The following is a 17237-nucleotide window of genomic DNA, read 5'->3' as shown; positions in this document are numbered from 1 at the left end:
CTTCTTGGTAGGATTGGTTTTACAAAACCGAGAACCACCAACAAAGTTCAAAGCTAAAACCGAATTTACATACTCATTCAAGCCTAACAAAAAGTGTCAATTTCGATGCTTATTGAGCTGTATCCATGGAGGGAAAGTGAAAGAAGTCCTAAACCTCCTCTATCCTCATAACCCTCTTCATTCCCTGAACTGATATGTATCCCTACAACACGAAATTGAAAACCCAACGATTCAAAGTGAGCCGCTGGCACGTTACGAGTTGGCACGATCTCATCTGGGAGGATGCCATCTCAAATGAAATACTTGACAGACTGATCCAAATCTCCCACAGAAAAGAACGAAAAGGAGAAAGTCTCATGAAAAAATGTAAAACTGTTAGCTTAATAGATTGTAAAACCCAACCTATTTTTAGAAGGGTCAATATAGTCCGGAATATCCACCTGATGAGTGATCGGGAAATTCAAAACTGTACCCGTATCAAGGAAGGTGATTTGGCACTGAATTCCCTAGGGAACATAACCAAGACGATTCCCCTACTAAAAAAATTTCTCACCATCAATTTTCAATTGTTCATTACCGATTTTGCTGTCTGATACCGATAATAGAATGCTGCTTTATCTGCTTGTTTTTCAGACGCATCAGGAAGTTCCATTTCGGATCTTCAATGGATAAGTCTTTAATTGGCAATTTGCATGCAACTGTTAAGCTTTAATAATTCAATGTCAACCCAACTCCAAATCCCATATCACTGTCATAATGTGTTCTAAAGCCAAAGTTTTTACCCGCAATATAATTCAGGCCTACCATATATTCTTTGTCCGTATTGACCATAAAGCCAGCTCTTATTCTTTTGGTTATTGGGATGTCCTCCCGCCTCAATTGAATTCTGACATTCCCATCGTGGTACACTTCAGTTTGCAGAATAACGAGCATTGGTAATGTGTATGCAACACCTACACTAAATTGTGTCCGGTTGTCTTTCGTGCTTTTCTGTCCGAATAGATTTTTTTCAATTTCATTGCGTCCTAACTTTCTATACCGCCAATCAAACCCAACAAAAGGCATCAACCACTGCATTCTTCCTATATATCTTCCGATATGTGTTTCAGTCTCGTATCCGTGCATATCGTTGTACCCCAAACGCCATTCTGTTCCAAAACTCCAACGCGTATTCTGTACCATGGCCATACCGTCATTTCCATTGGTGGCAAAGTCATTTTGAGCCATAAGGTGTAGCTGATTGCTTTCTCGCTGCAATTTTTTGTAAGCCCATTCCTTGTCTGGAAGCAATGGATTTGGTTCTTGCTCTTCGTAACTGAAAACCCGGTTCATTCCTGCCATCATGTGATAGAGAATATGACAATGAAAAAACCAGTCGCCTTCTACATTGGCTTCGAACTCAATCACGTTGGTTTCCATTGGCATGATATCCATTACGTTTTTGAGCGGAGCGTACTCCCCTTTCCCGTTGATTACCCTAAAATCATGTCCGTGCAAGTGCATGGGGTGACGCATCATGGAGTTGTTGAACATTGTGATTCTTACAATCTCTCCTTTCTTTATCAAAATTTTATCGGATTCCGCAAGCACCTTATTGTCCATACTCCATACATAGCGGTTCATATTTCCGGTTAATTCAAACCTTAATTCCCTGATTGGTGCATCTTTTGGCAAAGTGGTAATGGTTGGGGATTTAAGCATGGCATAATTGAGCGTTACTATATCCGCATTGCCTGAACCTTGTTTGGAATGGTCCATATTCTCCATCTCCATTTCTGGCATTTCATCCATTTTCATCGGTTTCTTCTCGCCTGAAATTTCGGGATACATGACCGTGTTCATATCCATTTGCTGAAGGCTCATATTCATTCCCATATCGTTCATATCGCCATTCATCTTCATCATACCGTTCATCATCTTCATGCCTTCAAAATATTTCAGTTTGGGCAATGGACTGACCAATTGTTTGATGCCTGAGCCGATGTAAATGGAAGCGGATTTGGTTCTGTCCTCTGCTGTGGCAAGAAACTCATAGGAAGTATTTTCAGCGGGAATGGTCACGATGACATCATAGGTTTCCGACACGCCAATAATCAACCTGTCGACTTCCACAGGATCTACATCGTTGCCGTCATTGGCTATGACGGTCATTTTGCCGCCTGCATAGGTTAGCCAAAAATAGGAGGACGCACCACCGTTTGAGATTTGCAACCGTACGCTATCCCCTGCTTTGAATTGGGATAGTTGGCTTTCATTTTTGCCGTTTATTAGAAATTTATCGTAATAAATATCGCTTACATCCATTGCCAACATTCGTTTCCATTCGTTGGTGAGTTTGGTTTTAAAATGACCTTCTCGTATGGCTTCGGAATAACTTTGGGTTGTTCCCTTTTTGATAGCAAACCAATCGGAAGCATTGTGCAACATTCGGTGTACGTTTTCGGGTTTGTAGTCTGTCCATTCACTTAAAATAATGGGGATCGTCGGCAAATCGTCAATGTCTTTTCTGAATGTCGGGTCGTCATCCCGTTTTTTCAATATCATGGAACCATACATTCCTATTTGTTCTTGAAGTCCACTGTGGCTGTGATACCAATGCGTGCCATGCTGGATTATTGGGAAGGTATATTTGTGTGTTGTGCCTGGTTCAATGGGCATTTGTGTCAGAAAAGGAACACCATCTTCCTTGTTGGGCAAAAACAAGCCATGCCAATGTAAAGAGGTGCTTTCTTTGAGTTGGTTATGTACATAAATTTCTGCTGTATCACCTTTTGTGAAAGTAAGTGTTGGCATTGGTATTTGTCCATTTACAGCAATTGCCCGCCTTTCTTTGCCTGAAAAATTGACAAGGGTATCTTTTACATACAGGTCGTAACGGACTACCTTTTGTGCAAAAAGTGAGTTCGTTACCAATAGCACTATGGCTATTGGCAACAACTTTTTATAAATATTATTTTGTATCATTTTAGGAATTTGATTTATTCAGTTTTAGTAAACTTGCATTGATAGCGACCACAATGGTGCTGGCACTCATTAACACCGCACCCATTGCAGGGCTTAATACAAAGTTTGGATAGAGTACCCCAGCAGCAAGGGGAATAGCGATAATATTATATCCTACCGCCCAAACCAGGTTCTGTATCATTTTCTGATAGGTGCGCTTTCCAAAATCAATCATTTTTGAAACATCTCTTGGGTCGCTATTTACCAGTATAATATCCGCAGTTTCAGCCGCTACATCGGTACCCGAACCCACAGCTATTCCCACATCTGCCTGTGCCAATGCAGGCGCATCATTAACGCCATCACCGGTCATCGCTACAATTTCTCCTTTGGCTTGGAATTCTTTAATTTTCTCTTGCTTATCGTGAGGGAGCACGTTTGCAAAGAAACCGTCCATTCCCAACGCATTGCTTACTGCCGCGGCAATTTTTTCATTATCACCTGTAAGGAGGTATGATTTGATGTTCATCTTTTTCAAATCATCAATTGCCTGTTGCGAACCTTCTCGAATGGTATCTGCCAAAGTAATAATACCCACTACTTCATCGTCAATCAGCAAAAAATTCACTGTTTCGGCATCTTGATTGATGTCTTTCGGTATTTCAGGTAAGGCTAGGCTTTTATCCTTCAAATAATTTGGCCCGGCAGCGATCACTGATTTGCCTTTTACTGTTCCCATTACGCCCATTCCCTGAATCAACTGGAAGTTCTCTGATTTCCATAAATCGAGTTTTCTGTCTTTTAAAGTATGCAGTACCCCTTTTGCAATATGGTGTTCAGAATTTTGCTGAACAGCTGCTGCATACTGGATAATATCATCAGCAGAATATTTATCTGTTAACGGAATAGTTTTTTGAACCCTGTGAGATCCTTGGGTAAGGGTGCCTGTTTTATCAAAGATAATCACAGATAATTTTCTGGTGGTTTCAAAAGCAGTTCTGTTTCTGATTAAGAGACCATTTGTGGCCGAAAGGGTTGTAGAGATCGCAACCACTAATGGGATAGCAACCCCCAAAGCATGTGGGCAAGCGGTGACCATTACCGTTACCATTCTTTCCAAGGCAAAAGCCAAATCTCCACTGTTGCTGTACCAAAAAACAAAAGTCCCAAGGCCAACCGCAATGGCAATAAAGGTAAGCCATTTGGCCACTTTATCTGCTAGGTTTTGTGTGTTGGATTTTGCAGCCTGTGCATCCTGCACCAAATTGATTACCTTATCGAGGTAGCTGTCTTTTCCTACTCCTGTCGCTTTAATCTTTAAAACGCCATCACCATTTATGGAGCCTGCAATTACTTTTGCATCCATTTGTTTTTTCACAGGCACACTTTCGCCTGTCAGCATACTTTCATTTACAGAAGAAGAGCCTTCCAATACCCATCCATCAGCGGCAATTTTCTCTCCTGGCTTAATGAGAATGATATCGTCATTCACAAGTTCATCCAACTGTATTTTAACCGCTTGACCATTGCGTTCAATAGTTACCTCATTGGGCAGTAATGCCACCAAAGACTGCAATGCTTTTGAGGCAGCCATTTGGGAACGCATCTCCAGCCAATGCCCCAAGAGCATAATGACAATCAAAGTGGCAAGCTCCCAAAAGAAATCCATTCCGGGAAATCCAAGAGCCACAGCCATACTGTAGAAGTATGCCACTGAAATGGCCAGAGCCACCAAGGTCATCATCCCAATGGCTTTGGATTTAATCTCCCCAACCATTCCTTTTAAGAATGGCATCCCACCATAAATGTAAATGGCAGTACCCAATGCCATTAATACATATCTATCTCCGGGGAAACTAATTTCAAATCCCAGCCACTCCTGTATCATGTGAGACAGTAAAAGTATTGGAACTGTCAGCGCAAGACTTACCCAAAAGCGCTTGATAAAGTCGCTCGTATGATGACCTTCGTGTTTGTTAAAGCCCTTTTGGGAATGGCTTTCGTGGTTTTTGGTTGTATTGTCGTGATGAGAATGTTCGGAATTTTTTCCAAAAGGCACTAAGTCCATCCCACAAATAGGGCATTTCCCGGGTTCGTCTTTCAGCACTTGAAGGTGCATCGGACAGGTATATTTTTTCATTTACCTGAATTTTTAAAATCAAATCCAACACTCAAATATTCCCAACTGATCTCAATTCTACCTTGGTCCTTTCCTGTTTCCTTCACTTGGTATTGCAGTTCTTCAACAAGGTCTTTGCTCTTTTTGGGTTTGACTTTTAGTCTGATCAAATCATTTGCTTCATTATAATCATCGGCCAGGTGCATATCCCAATCTTTACTGATGATCAGCGTCCATTCCGATTTGCCGGGAATGGTAAAAATTCCATACTTGCCTTTTGGAAGCATGGTGCCGTTGATAGAAACGTCATTTGAAATCTCGATCCACGTCGCTTTGTGTGCACCTGTAGCCCACACCTGGTTGTAGGCAACCAATCCATTCCAAATATTCCGCCCCCTTACACTTGGAGCGCCATACTCAATGTGAACGTGGTTACCTCCAACCATTGCCATGGCTGCAGTACGTGGACTTTTGGCTTTGACCGTTGTATCATTTTTTGCCTGATGGTGCTCGTGTTGACCAAAAGAAACTAAAGGCGCAAAGGCAAGGAATAAAAACAGGGTTAGATTTTTCATTTGTTCTTTTGGTTTAATTTTCAATTGTTTCCACAGTTTTACCACAGGTAAGCATTTGCGAACCGTAGTAAGGATTTTTTACTGCATTTTCCTTACTTAACCAATTTGCTCCTTTGCCGCTGTTTGCCATAGGGCAATGTTGGTAATAAACAGGTTCTTCATATTTTGAAACTTTTAGCAATTGATACATATTATCGGATAAGGTATTAAAATGATCTCTTTGATGTCCTACATCTTTGGTTTCTTCAATATGTTCTATATCAAATACTAAACCTTTCATTACTTTCATCCAAACCATATGTACTTCATGGGATAGCTTATTCATTTGAACAGCATTCAGTGCATTGAGCAGTTCTTTTGCTTGGGCGGAAGCCAAAGTTCCGTCTGATTGCACCAAAGCATCTTTCAGAGCAAAGTAGTTGTCAAAAACCGCTTTTAATTGATTTGTTTCCTGATTTGCTTCAGTGGGTAGCTTGGTCATTGGGTTGTGCTTAGAATGGTCTTCCGCAGCCTCTACTTTGGACGTTTCCGATTTATTTACACGCTCATATTGGCAACATTCGGGCAGTTTTGAATAAGCATCATCAGGTGCCAGAAATGTGTCGCTATCATAACCCGCCAATGCGATTCGTTTCAATATTTCATCTGGATTTGTCTTACCCACATCATAAGTGAGCGTGGCCATTTTGGTGTCTTTATTCCAATCGACTTCTGCTACTTTATTCACATTTCCAGCTTTTTCAATGGTGCTTTCGCACATTCCGCAGTTACCGTAAATTTTTACACTTTCGGATTGGGCATTTTTAATTTGAGCAATGCATACAGTGTGGGATAGCAACACGGTTAATGCCATCAATATTTTTATTGAGTTCATCATAGAAAATTTAATGTTATTGAATATTATAAAATTCCGAAAACAAGGTATGCTCTCGTATGGACAGACCTATGGCTGTCAAAGAAGAAAATCAGCCTATTTTTGGCGGGAGCCAAATAGCGAGAAACCCTGAAGTATAATAGGCTTCTCGATAGAAAAAGTCGGGTTTGCTCAATGTCGTTTTAACTATTAAAAGTGGCGCAAATAACGTACCTAAAAAGCTTTTGCAATGAGTAGGGCAATGACAAGCTGGATTACCACATTTGCCGTCACAGTCCTTTCCGTGCTTGCCACATGGTCCTTTTTCTTTACTACTACAGTCTTTTTTTTCTGTTTCAGAAGCTGATTGTTTGTCACTCGTAATTTCTGTGTTTTCAGATTTTGAGCTACAGGCATAGGATTCCACAGGTTTTAAGAATAAACCTATTGCTGTTAACATCGCAATGCAGAAAAATCTTGTCATAATGTTGAAATTCAAATGTATAAATTTTATTCTGTCAAGAGTTGGTAAAATTCAAGTTCTTTTGGTTTTTTATTTTTGGCTTAGCTTGTCGGCAAAAACCAAATGTGCCTGAATATTCGGTTGGCTTTCTAAAATGAGGCACAACGTTGGCAGAATCCATGATCCCAAAATACTGCATTTTGTAAAACCAGTTGGGGAGAATCCCGGTACTCGAGATAGACATGCTGCATGAGCCTACTGAAAAACTCCATACAGGCAAGCTGCATGGTTTTGGTTTTGTTGTCCCAGTAATCCTTCGACTTGAATCTGACCAATACATTGTCGATCTCAAGGATCCGGTTGTTGTTGATCGCAACCTTGGGTGCAGGATTTATGCTTTTTATCCCTACAGCCTGTGTTGCATCTCAGGATTCATTGGATCGTCTTTGTAGATGGCTTTGACAAAAAGAGTTGGAAAGGCACAAAGTACAAAACCAACAGGTTCCTTTTTCCGCAGAAAAGCCTGTCAAGTATTTCCAAAGCCATGTTTATGAAAGGGCTTGAAAATGACAATTCAAGCCCTTTTATGCATAATAAATTCTATTCCGGCATGATATTGCTTGATAATCAGTCAGTTGTTTACAGTTTTTGACCTCACCATATTGAGTTCTACATTATTGTTCAAATAGTCTGATTTTCTATTTGTTACAGCCCCGTAAGGAAGTCAAATGTATATTTAGGGTCAATCAAGCGGAAAACTGACAAAAACAATATACTCAAAGTCCCCAAGTCAAAAAAATGGAACGGATATGTATCCCAAATCCCCCTTTGGCTCTCCAAGGTTGTGCAATAACTGGGCAGATGTACTCACAAAATCGTATTCCCAGACCTAGAATTCTTGAAGTCAACTTTACCCACATCAGGTACTAACACCATGCTGACGACTCCAGAACCAAACAGATGTGGCTCAGCCAATAGGAATTTATCAGAAACTTTGAACAATACGGCTTGTACCGACCATGGGGATATTCCCAAATAGGTTTGTCAAGATAAGGCACTTCGGATATTTAAGGCTTCTGGGAAAGAATGAAAGATTAGCTTTGATTCAATCAACACTAAACATAGAACCCGACCCAACACGGGTTAAACCCGAAATATCCATTCCGTTTCCAAATGGAATTGAACCTGGAAGAAAATCAGGCCCTTGGGAGAATAATTCCTGATACCAATTGGGTGAGGTCTAAAATAGCCAACAACTGATTGATCATCAGTGAATGGAGTTTGCAATGAAGTAAACGGGTTGAAAATCGTGAAAAACAAAATCCGATTATTCAGTATAGCAGCATCCCTCCTATTTTTTCCTGCGGCCAAGACCAGGAGAACCCTTCCCTAAATGAAAAATCAGCCAAGATTGAATTCGATTTTGAAGAAGTACAAACAAGTGCCTCATCACCGCATTCACACCCTGAACAGAGGTGTCAGCGAATTTGCCCCCCCCGATCATCACCCAACCCGCCAACTTGCAATTTGAGGAGGCCGTGGCAGGCGACGGGAATCAACAAATCAACGGGCTAAATATATTGGTCCATTTTATTGTTGCAAATCCAGTTACCAGCACCCGCGAGGCAATAGACCTTTAAACCAAAATCCTGTCATTTACATTTGCCAGGCAAGCGACTTGGTGTTTGATTCACAAAAAGTAAGTTTGCTGTACAACAGGAGCTGAGTTTAAAAATCAAATGTTCATATTCCTCTACCTTTTATTCGTTTAAGGCGCTATTCTTCCTAAAGGTTGAATTTTAAACTTACATTTGGGCAGAATAGAAAAAAAGACTAATGAAAATCGTTATTACAGGCGCTACAGGCGTGTTAGGCTCACATATATTGTATGAGGCATTGACACATTTTATAAAAAATTCAATCACAGGAAAACTGTTCTTGATCACCCGAAAAAAAGGCAAAATTAGTGCAAAAGACAGAATAAACGAGCTGCTGTCCAGTAGCTATACCCCTGCAATAGTGAAGGAACAGGGCTTGGAAAAACTGCATGAATATATTGAAATCATTGATTCCGATTTGTCTCAAATACAGGATGCGTATTCGGACAAGATAAAAGATGCCTATTTTATACATTCCGCGGGCTATGTAAATCTTTCAACAGATGAGGAGCAGCGAGAAAAAATATTTGAAGAAAACACCACGATCACCAAAGCAATATTCAACACTTTTAGTCCCTTTATAAAGAAGTTCATTTATATCAGTACTGCTTTTGCTTCTGGAGAAAGAACCGGCATCATAGACAATGATTTTCATAATTTAAAATTTAAACCTACGCACCGAAATGCATATGAAAATGCCAAATTTGAATCTGAAAATTTTGTGGTTGAACAGTGTTTGTCTATTGGATTGCCCTATCAAATACTAAGACCGAGTGTTATTGGCGGTAAAATGATTGGGAAAGAAAGCAATTTTTTTATCCCTAAATTCATGGTTTTTTACCTTTTGGCAAAGTTTTTTCACCTGACCGCCAACAGAAGTCCTGAACAGGAAAATGTGCGTTTTATGGTGAATGACACCACAGGCTTAAATATTATTCCCGTAGATTATGTGGCAAAAGTAATCCTAAGCACCTTTCAACGCGACGACATCAAGCAACTCAATATCGTCAACCATACGAGTTTTAATATTGTAAAAGGTTTGAAATTAATTATGAAAGAAGTGGGTTACACAAACTTTTCTATGGTTCCAAATACCTTGGATTTTAACTATGTAAATGCGATTGAAAAAATGTATTACGAAAGCATTGGTAAACATTTAAAACCTTATTTCATTTCAGAAGCAAATGAATATGATACCACGTTGTTGAATTCTATTTTAGAAATCCCGAAAATAGATGCAGAAGCATTGACAAATATGATTCGATATGCACGTATTCATAATTTTAAAGATATCAATGTGTAATTGCCGTTTTAAAAACTCTTTTTTTTTGCCACACATTTGAACCCCAACACAGCAATAGGAATGCAAATTTTATACAGCACAGATTACAAAACCATTGACTTCCTTGACATAAACTCTCCTGTCATATGGAAACGGAAGTGCCAATAACCAGCCCCATTATCCACCTCTCCTAGCATATTGAACATTCCAGGCTCAGCTATTTTGCTGAAATTGATTTTAAATTTTTTTCTAATACCAGATTAATTTTTGCGGAATATCAAAACCTTTTTCAATTGCATTTCAGTTTACCTTCTTCCCTATTTTGTATTTAAGCAAGAAAATACTAGCTATTATCATAGTAAATATACCCTGTTCGGGGTATATTTTAAATGGTGAGAAGTTTGTAGGTTTGAAGTATGGGACAAATTCATTTTAAGAAGAATTTTTACTGAAATAGATAACCTGATTAAATATCATTTTTCCTTTAATCATCTTTGAAAGGTCGATAGTTCCGGAAAAAGCAAACATTAAAATGAATTTAATCAAGGAATATGCGCCATTTTTGGCGTTATTAATATTGATATCAGCGCTTTACGCCATTAATGGCGTAAAGCCAAACGTTGGGCACAATAATATGAAATCGATGGAAGACAGAATAATTGAACTAAAAAAGAGATTAGACGAATCAAAAATCGTTTATGAAGAAATTGTACCCGAAAACCCTGAATTTCCAAATAGAATAATATTTGATATTCCAGCAGGTAGAGAAAAGAATGATTGCTTTCTTGTATTCAGGGAAGAACCCCTAGAACAGGCTTTAGGATGTGAATTTGAAAAGTTTCGTTTCATTCAAGGATATGAAGGAATTTGGTCGAAAGAAAAAGGAATTATTGAAGCGGAAATATCAAGCGTTGAAAGTCCCTCAAGATTTTTCTTTAATAGACTGAATGAACTTATTAATAAACCAGAAAAGGAAGATGATGATGAAGAGAATGAAGAAATAACTTCAATAACTCTGCCGACTTTTGACAACTTTGTGATTTCAATGGGATATTGTTCTCATGAATTTGCATTCTTATCATCATGTAGAGAAAGAGGGCCTAGAGGAAGAAGTCTAAGAAGAATTACTCTTAAAATCGAAAACTCTAAAGCGGCTACCCACGATGCAGCTAGAGAGATTTTGGACAAAATCGCTAATTCAATATTTTTCCAAATTGATCTTTCCTACGAGATACCTATTAGCCTTCAAAGTCAGAGAGAAAGTTGGATAGAAAGGCATAACAGACGTAGGAGGAAACAACTCTTTGTAGATGAAACCGCAAAAATCTCCGAGCCTAAATACGAGTATGATTCAGAACCAATTTCACTTTATTGGTATGCAAAAGAATCTGGTCAGATGCCAATTTTTCAATATTTAGCATTCTATCAAACAGTTGAGTTTTATTTTCCTATTTATTCTAGCTTTGAGGCTAAACAAAAGATTCAAGGAATAATTAAAGATCCTAGATTTAATCCTAATAGGGATACTGATATTACGAAAATCATATCCACAATTCAATCTAATGTAGGAGGTAAATCATTTGGAAATGAACGTGAGCAACTAAAAGCCACAATAAATTCATGTACAAATAATATTGAATTAAAGGAATTCTTTACAACAGACCAGAAAAGGTTTGACTTTTATGCGGAGAATAAAGGAAAGAATTTGGCAAAGCAAAAAATATCCGTTAAAAATGAAACAGCTGATTTAATTGCTGAAGTTAGCGAAAGAATCTATGAAATACGATGTAGGATAGTTCATTCTAAAGCATCAGAGGGAGATTTTGAAGTTTTACTACCATATTCAAATGAAGTCAAAAAGATGGATTATGATATTGAACTAATAGAATTCATTGCAAGGAAGGTGCTAATTACGAGTAGTAGACCTATTAAAATATAAATTACTGTGCCCAAAAGTGGCGGTTCAGTGGTTAAATCAAGCTTTGTGCTTCTATCAAAGTTTGTGCTTGGTTGACAGTGAAGTGCTTCGAAATCGCCACCTTCGGGTAGCTGCAAACCGTTATGCCTAACCCTAAAAGACGACAGTGCTAAAAACGAACAGACGAATGAAGAACAAGATTTTGAAAACAACACGTAACAAAAAGAGACATTGTGTTAATTATGACACAGAAATTCAGAAATTTAAAACCGCAAAACAATTAACAATTAAATAAATACAGAAAAATGAAGAAACAATTATTTACAGTAACGGACCTATTTTTGGCATTCCTTGCTGTGCTACTTATTAGTGTCAGCTTTTACCAAACTTGGTTAGGCTTAGACCAAATTTTTGGAGGAAGTTCAGTCATAATAGCTTTAGTGCTGTCCTTAATTTTACTTTTTTTACTCTGGCAAATCAGACTTGTGAAGTTAAGAGGTGGTTCACCGACTGGTTTAAGTTGGATATATTTCTTTTTTGCAGCTTTTTGTTTTGTGGCAAACTTCAATTCCTTGTACACAAGGTTTATGAGAACTGACATTTATACAACTGAATTGAGAGATATAAATGAAAAATTTAATGAACTTGAAACAAATGTTGAAGCTAAACTTAACTATTCCGTTGCAGACCAAAAGACACGCCAAGCAATCAGAAGCGAAATAAACTTGCTAAAAATCCAAATTACAGACCCAAAAAATACAGGTATTGGAACAGAAGCAAGACAAATAATTGGCAGAATAGAAAAATTAATTGGGAAAAAAATAACTCCATTAACACCTATAAACCAAACACCATCAGGCTATCAAGATTTAGCAGAAAGAATGGAAGAACAAATTGTTCAGATGGTTTATAATTTGTCTCCCGAAGAAAAAAACTTAATGACTGACATCAATAATGCAGTTTTAAGATGGAATAAAGACATACAAAGTCTATTGTTACTTTCACAAAATGAAATTGATGATATGGCACAAGGTCAAATTGATAAATCATTGACAGAATACAACAAATTAGGAAATCGTGCACATACTATTTTGGGAGATGATAAATTTAAATTAACACCATCTCTATCCAAAACACAAGAAGTTGGAAAAATTGGTTACGCCTTTGACCACGCTGTTAAAAACTTTGGAATGTTTGCTTTTGTAGTTTTAGCGGGCTGTATTTTACTTGATTTTGGCATTTTAATCATCATTTTATTGATGCCTACCGACCCAAGAAACAACAACTACAATGGTGGCAGAACCACATCAAGAGGTAAAGTTTTAATTCCAAACAACTAATTACAAAAAAATGATCAACGATAACGACAACTTAAAACCATTGTCATTTGACAATGAAGAGGAATTAAAACCTTTGTCAATAGAAAATAATTCTTCCAATCAAAGTAATGATGATTTTGTTCCAATTTCAAAAGGTGCAAATAATGAAATAAAAAATAAGGACAGTAATTTTGTTTTCTTTTTTGGTGTTTCAGCATCAGGCAAATCAGTAATTTTATCTTCAATGCTATACTATTTAAGTTCACAAGCTGGAGTATTAAGTCCAAAATCTGGTGCACCGAACTCAAAAGAAGCACAAGCATTATTAGCTGACTTTTTTGAGAACATTAGTAAAGGAATTTTGCCTAATAGGACTACTAGAGATCAAGTAACTAGAATTGATTTAAAATTTGAGCCTAGTAATAAATCCAAAAAAGTGCCTCCAATAAACCTTACATTTTTAGAAACAGCTGGAGGAAATCACGTTGAGATTACACGAGGTAATCAATATCACAGTAGTATTGACCAATATTTAAATGCCCAAATCCCTCTCAATATTATTATTGTTACTAGCTATGATTCTGCACACAAAGAAGATTCTTTAATCTATGAGTTTTTAAATCGATTAGTTGAAAAAGGGATTGACCCCAAATACATAAACATAATTTTAGTAATATCAAAGTGGGATTTATCAGGCAAAGGTGGAGTTGCATCGGAAGATGAATTGGAATCATTTATTGCTGAAAAATTACCTATGACAAATAATCGTGTAAACGCTTATGAATTTAGCAAGACTTATTTTACAATAGGCAAAATTGAAAACAATGGAAATACAGAAAGAATAAGAAATCTGAATTTAGATTCTGCTGAAATAATCTCAAAATGGCTTTATGAAAGCATTACTGGATATCCTTTAGATTACGAAGGAACATTTTGGGAGAGAATTAACTTTAGCTTTTAAATTATGGTAAATACGAATTGTTACATTTTTGCTTTTGCAACTTTTGGCCATCCAAATGACTTTCGACAGACACCTTTCAAATATGGAAATCCCGAAATAGCAAAGCAAGTTAAGGTTTTTGATTTATCAAATGCTATAAAAGTTTTTCCTAACTCAACTATTTACTCAATAAGGAAAGAAAGCATCAGAAGTTCTAAACTTATATCATATTCAATATATAGTTTTGCACAAGAACAAGCATCTAAAAGGGATGGAACCTTTATTGGCTCAAGCATAATGCTTGAAAATGCAATCGCTGATGAGCAATATGTTTTGAATTGTTTAAATGAATTTCACCAAAAGTTAACTGAAAACAATCTTAATAATGGTATTTTAAAAGTTAATCATTCGAAAGATTTTATTCCAATATCTAATTTAAGAGATTTTGATAAAATTGAAAATCCTCAAATTGAAATCGCAGATCTAAATTTCAATACCAATAATAAAAGTATAGTAGTTTACTGTGATACATCTCCAAGTAGGCTGGCTGCATTTTTCAGTAAATCAATTGATTTATTAAATGTTTACGATACTATTTACTTTACAAATAGCGATGAAGTTGCAAAATTTGTTATACAAAAAGGTATTTTCAAACTAATTCAAAACGTTGGAGACAAGCTAGAATTTGAAAGAGAAATCAATAATTTACTCGAAGAAAGGAAAAGAAAAAGAGAACAATCTATTTCAGAATTTGAAAGAGAAGTTCAAAGAATAAATGATGATAAAACTAGAACAATTCAAGAGTTTAAAAATCAAATTGAGCAAAGCGAAAGAACGCATCTTGAAAATGAGAGAAAATTGACAGAATCGAAAGAGGATATCAATAAAACTGGACAGTTTTATGATGATTTTTTAAATAAAACCAAGAATTTAATTAATCAATTAAGACACAATAATGGAAAATTAGAGGAGGTAAAACAAATCCATAATAGCAACAAAATACTTTTTAACAATGGAATAAGCGACTTAAAAAGACCTAATTATACAACTACAATTCCGAAACCAAAACCAAAAGGAAATTTACATACTGAAAACCAACGACAAGACTTTGAGCATAGAAGTGATCATAAAAGAAGAGAAGAAAGAGAAGAAGAAGACAAAGTTTATAAAATTAACATTTATAAAGTTGCAACATTGGTTTTAGCTTTTTTTCTAATTTTCACTTGGGTTTACTTCTTGTTTTATAAATCCAATACAGAAAATGAAAAAGAAGTAATTCAAAATCAAGAACAAATAAATACAATTCCACAAGAACAGAAACCTGTTGAGATTACAAAAATTGAAGATTTAAATCCAAAATCAAATTCAATACTAAATGAAAATGATTTTAGAATTGTAGCTAAAAATTTAAAACCCAATATAAAGTTGGAGGATGTTGTAAAAGTAATTTTCATTAAAAATCCTACAGAAATAAGTAGTATCTATTCTGGTCAAGAAGCAATCTATTCTAAACATCTTTTAGAGCTAAACAAAAATTGCTTTGAAGAAAAAGAAGGAATATACTACTTCGCTAAAGATACTTTAAGACAAATACCATCTTACAAGAAGTAATTATGAATCATAAAGCTTGTTTATTAATTATTTTTACCAGCCTAATGAGTTGCAATCACCCTGAAAGTAAGAAGTATGAACGCAATCAAGGAAGTGAAAAAGAATACAATTCTACAAATGATGATATCAATTTAAATGCAGTACAATCAGAAACTCAAAACAATAATACAATAGCAAATCGAAATGTATTGAAAATGGAGTTTCAAAATGGTGTTCGTTATGTTTGGATAGAAATTAATGGAATTAGACTTCGCTTTATTTTTGACACTGGTGCAAGTAGTATTTGTATTTCGCCAGCCGAAGCTACCGTTTTATACAGACAAGGTACATTGCAAAAAGAAGACATATTAAATGTGGAATATTTCCAAGATGCCACAGGAAAAATTTCCGAGGGTACTAAAGTTAATTTGCGTGAAGTAAAAATTGACAATATGATTTTAGAAAATGTTGAAGCATTAGTTATTGACAATGTAAACGCACCTCTTTTATTAGGGCAAACAGTATTAGAAAGATTTGGAAGTATTGAAATTGACAATGTAAATGGAGAAATAATTTTTAAATGACAAAACTACTTTACATACTTTTTTCACTTTGCTTATTCAGTTGTAACCACCCCGAAAGTAAAGATTACAAGCGTTATAAAAATGTAAGCACAGAAAAAACATTAAACACAGAATCAAATACTGAAACCATTGGTTATAAAGTTGTTGGTATAAAAGACGGAGACACATTTGTTGTTCTAATTGACGGGAAAGAACAAGTCATAAGGTTAGAGCATATTGACTGCCCAGAAAAGAAACAACCTTTTGGAACAAAGGCAAAACAATTTGCCTCTGATTTGTGCTTTGGACAATTTGTTCAACTAAATCATAAAAACAAGTTTGACAGAAATCAAAGGTTAATATCAGAGATTATACTACTGAACGGTGTCAATTTAAATAAAGAACTAGTAAATAATGGTTTAGCTTGGCATTTCAAAAAGTATTCTGACAATCAAGAGTATGCAGAATTAGAGGTAAAAGCTAGAAATAATCAAGTTGGAATTTGGAGCGAACCTAACCCGACAGCACCTTGGGACTGGAGAAAAAAATAGACAAATGACACGACCAAACACGACAGAAAAAGAAGGGCGAAGGCATAGTCAAGTAACTAAAGGGGAATTCCACCCCTAAACCTCTCACAGAACCGTATCCCGATTCTCGGGACAGGATGTATAGATCTAAATTCATAGGGCTCTTATTATGCTTCTGTTTTTGTCCATTAGGCTAACTTGTAGCCCAACTCCCAATGATAGAACAGGTTTGGAAATGAAACCGTTACTTGCCTAAGCCCCTTAATTGCTTTGACTTTGTTAAATTTAAATGGGTTTAAAATTTATACTTGATGGCTGCGATGGAGTAAAGGCTGTTTTTGTGGTATTGGCCGGGTACGCGTTCGAGTTCGTCCTTCAGGCTTCTGTTCCTTTTGATGTTTTTGTGCATGCGTACCTTGAGCTCATCGTTTATGATCCTTCAGAGGAGTTCGATTTTTCCTGCTAAGGTCAGGATTCCTAAACC

The 17237-nt window shown here is 36.5% G+C and carries 15 protein-coding genes; 9 read left to right on the top strand and 6 right to left on the bottom strand.

Annotation, left to right across the window (positions count from 1 at the left end; genetic code table 11):
• Positions 1–194 precede the first annotated feature (194 nt).
• Complete coding sequence (locus F824_RS0122285; RefSeq protein ID WP_019600162.1) at positions 195–593, top strand: hypothetical protein; 399 nt, start codon at positions 195–197, stop codon at positions 591–593.
• A gap of 115 nt (positions 594–708) precedes the next feature.
• Here F824_RS0122285 and F824_RS0122280 read toward each other — a convergent pair whose 3' ends face one another.
• The 6 genes from F824_RS0122280 to F824_RS28210 form a co-directional block, all read right to left on the bottom strand.
• Positions 709–2964, bottom strand: coding sequence for a multicopper oxidase family protein (locus tag F824_RS0122280; protein WP_019600161.1), 2256 nt, complete (start codon positions 2962–2964; stop codon positions 709–711).
• Position 2965: 1 nt separating this feature from the next.
• On the bottom strand, positions 2966–5083 hold the full coding sequence (locus F824_RS0122275; protein ID WP_019600160.1) for a heavy metal translocating P-type ATPase: 2118 nt from the start codon (positions 5081–5083) through the stop codon (positions 2966–2968).
• Entirely contained in the window at positions 5080–5637 is a 558-nt protein-coding gene (locus tag F824_RS0122270; RefSeq protein WP_019600159.1) for a DUF2911 domain-containing protein, read from the bottom strand. Before F824_RS0122270 ends, F824_RS0122275 begins: the two co-directional genes overlap by 4 nt.
• 13 nt (positions 5638–5650) lie before the next feature.
• Positions 5651–6514: a DUF3347 domain-containing protein gene (locus F824_RS0122265; protein ID WP_456238872.1), complete on the bottom strand. Its 864-nt coding sequence runs from the start codon at positions 6512–6514 to the stop codon at positions 5651–5653.
• 88 nt (positions 6515–6602) lie between these two features.
• Positions 6603–6974 (bottom strand): hypothetical protein, encoded by a 372-nt coding sequence (locus F824_RS27345; RefSeq protein WP_081625037.1) that lies wholly within the window; start codon positions 6972–6974, stop codon positions 6603–6605.
• 128 nt (positions 6975–7102) lie between these two features.
• Entirely contained in the window at positions 7103–7324 is a 222-nt protein-coding gene (locus F824_RS28210; RefSeq protein WP_367889047.1) for a transposase, read from the bottom strand.
• Positions 7325–8789: 1465 nt separating this feature from the next.
• On the opposite strand from F824_RS28210, the gene F824_RS0122235 reads away from it, so the two are divergent.
• The 8 genes from F824_RS0122235 to F824_RS27605 all read left to right on the top strand — a co-directional run bounded on the left by F824_RS0122235 (position 8790) and on the right by F824_RS27605 (position 17219).
• Positions 8790–9914, top strand: a complete 1125-nt coding sequence (locus F824_RS0122235; protein ID WP_019600151.1) for an SDR family oxidoreductase — start codon at positions 8790–8792, stop codon at positions 9912–9914.
• Between the two features lie 511 nt (positions 9915–10425).
• The gene (locus F824_RS0122230; RefSeq protein ID WP_019600149.1) at positions 10426–11832 is read left to right on the top strand and encodes a hypothetical protein; all 1407 of its coding nucleotides are present in this window, start codon (positions 10426–10428) and stop codon (positions 11830–11832) included.
• A gap of 284 nt (positions 11833–12116) precedes the next feature.
• Positions 12117–13151 (top strand): hypothetical protein, encoded by a 1035-nt coding sequence (locus F824_RS0122220; protein ID WP_022582399.1) that lies wholly within the window; start codon positions 12117–12119, stop codon positions 13149–13151.
• A 10-nt stretch (positions 13152–13161) separates the two neighbouring features.
• Positions 13162–14091 carry a hypothetical protein gene (locus F824_RS0122215; RefSeq protein WP_019600146.1) on the top strand — a complete coding sequence of 310 codons (930 nt, stop codon included), beginning with the start codon at positions 13162–13164 and terminating at the stop codon, positions 14089–14091.
• A 3-nt stretch (positions 14092–14094) separates the two neighbouring features.
• Positions 14095–15681, top strand: coding sequence for a hypothetical protein (locus tag F824_RS0122210; RefSeq protein ID WP_019600145.1), 1587 nt, complete (start codon positions 14095–14097; stop codon positions 15679–15681).
• 2 nt (positions 15682–15683) lie between these two features.
• Positions 15684–16244, top strand: a complete 561-nt coding sequence (locus tag F824_RS26420; RefSeq protein WP_019600144.1) for a retropepsin-like aspartic protease family protein — start codon at positions 15684–15686, stop codon at positions 16242–16244.
• Positions 16241–16774 carry a thermonuclease family protein gene (locus F824_RS0122200; RefSeq protein ID WP_019600143.1) on the top strand — a complete coding sequence of 178 codons (534 nt, stop codon included), beginning with the start codon at positions 16241–16243 and terminating at the stop codon, positions 16772–16774. Before F824_RS26420 ends, F824_RS0122200 begins: the two co-directional genes overlap by 4 nt.
• Before the next feature lie 268 nt (positions 16775–17042).
• Positions 17043–17219, top strand: coding sequence for a hypothetical protein (locus tag F824_RS27605; protein WP_019600142.1), 177 nt, complete (start codon positions 17043–17045; stop codon positions 17217–17219).
• The last annotated feature ends 18 nt before the right edge of the window (positions 17220–17237 follow it).

Source organism: Rhodonellum psychrophilum GCM71 = DSM 17998 (genome assembly GCF_000381545.1).
In the GTDB taxonomy this organism is placed as follows: Bacteria; Bacteroidota; Bacteroidia; order Cytophagales; family Cyclobacteriaceae; genus Rhodonellum; species Rhodonellum psychrophilum.
This window is presented reverse-complemented; position numbering and strand designations above follow the sequence as displayed.

Coding starts and splice junctions, on each gene's coding strand:
- F824_RS0122285 (WP_019600162.1), top strand. CDS start 195: ATGTATCCCTACAACACGAAATTGAAAACCCAACGATTCAAAGTGAGC.
- F824_RS0122280 (WP_019600161.1), bottom strand. CDS start 2,964: ATGATACAAAATAATATTTATAAAAAGTTGTTGCCAATAGCCATAGTG.
- F824_RS0122275 (WP_019600160.1), bottom strand. CDS start 5,083: ATGAAAAAATATACCTGTCCGATGCACCTTCAAGTGCTGAAAGACGAA.
- F824_RS0122270 (WP_019600159.1), bottom strand. CDS start 5,637: ATGAAAAATCTAACCCTGTTTTTATTCCTTGCCTTTGCGCCTTTAGTT.
- F824_RS0122265 (WP_456238872.1), bottom strand. CDS start 6,514: ATGATGAACTCAATAAAAATATTGATGGCATTAACCGTGTTGCTATCC.
- F824_RS27345 (WP_081625037.1), bottom strand. CDS start 6,974: ATGACAAGATTTTTCTGCATTGCGATGTTAACAGCAATAGGTTTATTC.
- F824_RS0122235 (WP_019600151.1), top strand. CDS start 8,790: ATGAAAATCGTTATTACAGGCGCTACAGGCGTGTTAGGCTCACATATA.
- F824_RS0122230 (WP_019600149.1), top strand. CDS start 10,426: ATGAATTTAATCAAGGAATATGCGCCATTTTTGGCGTTATTAATATTG.
- F824_RS0122220 (WP_022582399.1), top strand. CDS start 12,117: ATGAAGAAACAATTATTTACAGTAACGGACCTATTTTTGGCATTCCTT.
- F824_RS0122215 (WP_019600146.1), top strand. CDS start 13,162: ATGATCAACGATAACGACAACTTAAAACCATTGTCATTTGACAATGAA.
- F824_RS0122210 (WP_019600145.1), top strand. CDS start 14,095: ATGGTAAATACGAATTGTTACATTTTTGCTTTTGCAACTTTTGGCCAT.
- F824_RS26420 (WP_019600144.1), top strand. CDS start 15,684: ATGAATCATAAAGCTTGTTTATTAATTATTTTTACCAGCCTAATGAGT.
- F824_RS0122200 (WP_019600143.1), top strand. CDS start 16,241: ATGACAAAACTACTTTACATACTTTTTTCACTTTGCTTATTCAGTTGT.
- F824_RS27605 (WP_019600142.1), top strand. CDS start 17,043: ATGGGTTTAAAATTTATACTTGATGGCTGCGATGGAGTAAAGGCTGTT.